Annotated in this window: 1 protein-coding gene; it reads left to right on the forward strand. The window is 39.9% G+C overall.

What is annotated here, in order from left to right; all coding sequences use genetic code 11:
• Window positions 1-240 precede the first annotated feature (240 nt).
• Window positions 241-2,226 (forward strand): metallophosphoesterase, encoded by a 1,986-nt coding sequence (locus L4D78_RS28155; protein WP_428469982.1) that lies wholly within the window; start codon window positions 241-243, stop codon window positions 2,224-2,226.
• Window positions 2,227-2,393 lie beyond the last annotated feature (167 nt).

Genomic DNA, 2,393 nt, shown 5'->3' on the forward strand with positions numbered 1-2,393 from the left:
TTAAATAAGAAGCCTCTGCGGAGGCTTTTTTACAGAGATATTGTAATGAAAAGCAACCCAATACCTAATTATTATTGGGTTGTACGAATTATTTTATAATTAAATATATTTATTACTTTTGTTCTGCACGATTACTTTATTTATGACGTTCTCTCTAGAGTGCGCAAAATGCGGCTTAGTGTAGTTTGATCAAGTTAACCTGTAATAAAGACCATTGCTTAGTTTTTAGGAGTATATTTTATGTACAAAAAGCACATTATTGCCGTAGCACTGGCAAGCTTATTTTCTGTTTCTGCAACAGCGCAAAGCGATAGTAACTCTTCGAGTCCGCTCCAAGTTGCTTTTATGGCTGATATTCATTTTCATGATGTCTATGGAAGCTTTGATGATGGTTCATTCAAAGGTGTACCAGTACCGGGCACTGACGATATAGCGACAATACGTACAATGGGTGCTCAACTAGGCTCGACACGCTTATTTAATGAGAACTACTTTGCTTTAATTGCAGCTTTGGATAGCGCCGTAGAGCGTGGAATTAAGTATATCGCCTTACCGGGAGACTTCTCTGATGACGGTCAACCGGTGCACCTACGTGGTTTAGTACGAATTCTTGATGAGTACCGTGAAAAACACGGGATTGAATTTTTTGCCGCTCCTGGTAATCATGATCCAGAACGCCCTGTTGATCGACCAAGAGGGAAAAGTGACTACCTAGGCACAGGTTATGGCGAGCAGGGCATATTCAGTTTGCAGCACGATCTTTGTCAAAACGATGCCGATGTAATTTGCACCGATGAAGTTCTTCACTTGGGAACTGAGGGGGTGATGTCCCACTTGAAAGAGCAAGGATTTTATCCTCAAGAGAACAACCTATATTACGAAACACCATTTACTTCTGATGAACTGAAAACAAATTATAGCTTTGAGCAGGCCCTAAACGAGACGGCATTCAATAACCGTCAATATGAGATCTGTGCAGAAGGAACCGGTGGGGCGTACAAACAGGATAACTATACAAATTGTGTAGATGTTGGTGATACCAGCTACCTAGTTGAGCCTGTTGAAGGTTTCTGGTTACTTTCAATTGACTCAAATGTAAATGTGCCACTTAAGGGTGATGTTGATCTTACTCATCCAGAGAGTTTTGAAGGTTCGAGTAATGCAGGTTGGAACAAAGTTATAACTCACAAAGAGCATATTGTTGAGTGGATTGCGGATGTTGTATCACGAGCAGAGCAGAACAATAAAACCCTAGTTGCATTTAGCCACTATCCGATGGATGACTATTATGTTGGTGCGTCAGATGACATCCAGCAGTTCTTCCTTCCGGGGACACAAAATGTAAGGCGTGTACCAACCGATAATACAACCCAAACGTTAGTAGATACCGGGTTAAAGGTTCACGTGAATGGTCATTTGCACTATAACACAACCACGTTAGCAAAAAATGGCGATAGTGGGCTGGTAAATATTCAGTCACCTTCACTTGCTGCTTACACGCCAGCCTACAAAGTACTTACAATGAACGCAGATCAAACGATAGACGTTGAAACTGTGTTGCTTGATGAGGTTGCGAACTATGATGCTTTGTTCCCAATCTATAAAAAAGAGCTGGCCGCTGGTGCAAGTTGGAATCCTGAAATTCTGGACGCGAAAAACTACGGTGAAATGAATAACTTCCATATCCGAGCTCTTGCTAGAAATCGATTCTTTGAGGAGGATATGCAACCTGAGTCTAAAGACATTATCGCTAACATGACGATTACTGATATGATGACTTTGGCCTTGCTTGAAGAAGATGTGAGCTTCTGCGAAGCTGGACGTTTACTTGGCTGGGAACAGAGTTATGCTTGTGAGATTGAGGCTCCTGTAAGTGTTTCTTGGAAAGCGTGGAATGTGGCGTCAAACAAAGCGAAATCTTTGGTTGAAGAACGTGGTTATGATATTGCTGACCTGAGCTTTGAAGGACACGATTTATCGACAGACTACTTGAGAATTCAAAATGCGGGTGAATTAGCTCAGTTTGATATTCCGGTTGAACGAGTGAATGCGTATAAACTATTGTCTAAGTTGATTGATCAAATTGATGTGACTAATGATACGGATGACGCAAGGTTTGTGCTTAAAAATAGAATCGGCTCATTATTTAATGTGATGTCAATGTTTGAGGAACGTGAGAATTGTTATAATTTCACGATTGAAAATAATAGCGTGACATGTAAATAATCTGTAAGTCTTTATAAGTTATTTTTATTACCCCAAGTTTTTTCTGACTATTAGCAATATGTTGATGGTAGTCAGATTTAATTTGGGCTATTTTTAAATCGGCCTAACTTCTTATTTTTCCAATAATTGTCATCTATTTTTAATCCCTACGAATATAGCTCTAACAT

This window comes from Photobacterium minamisatsumaniensis, assembly GCF_050336695.1.
GTDB lineage: Bacteria > Pseudomonadota > Gammaproteobacteria > Enterobacterales > Vibrionaceae > Photobacterium > Photobacterium minamisatsumaniensis.

What these genes read in the sequence shown, in the direction of transcription:
- L4D78_RS28155 (WP_428469982.1), top strand. Translation starts at nt 241, where the DNA reads ATGTACAAAAAGCACATTATTGCCGTAGCACTGGCAAGCTTATTTTCT.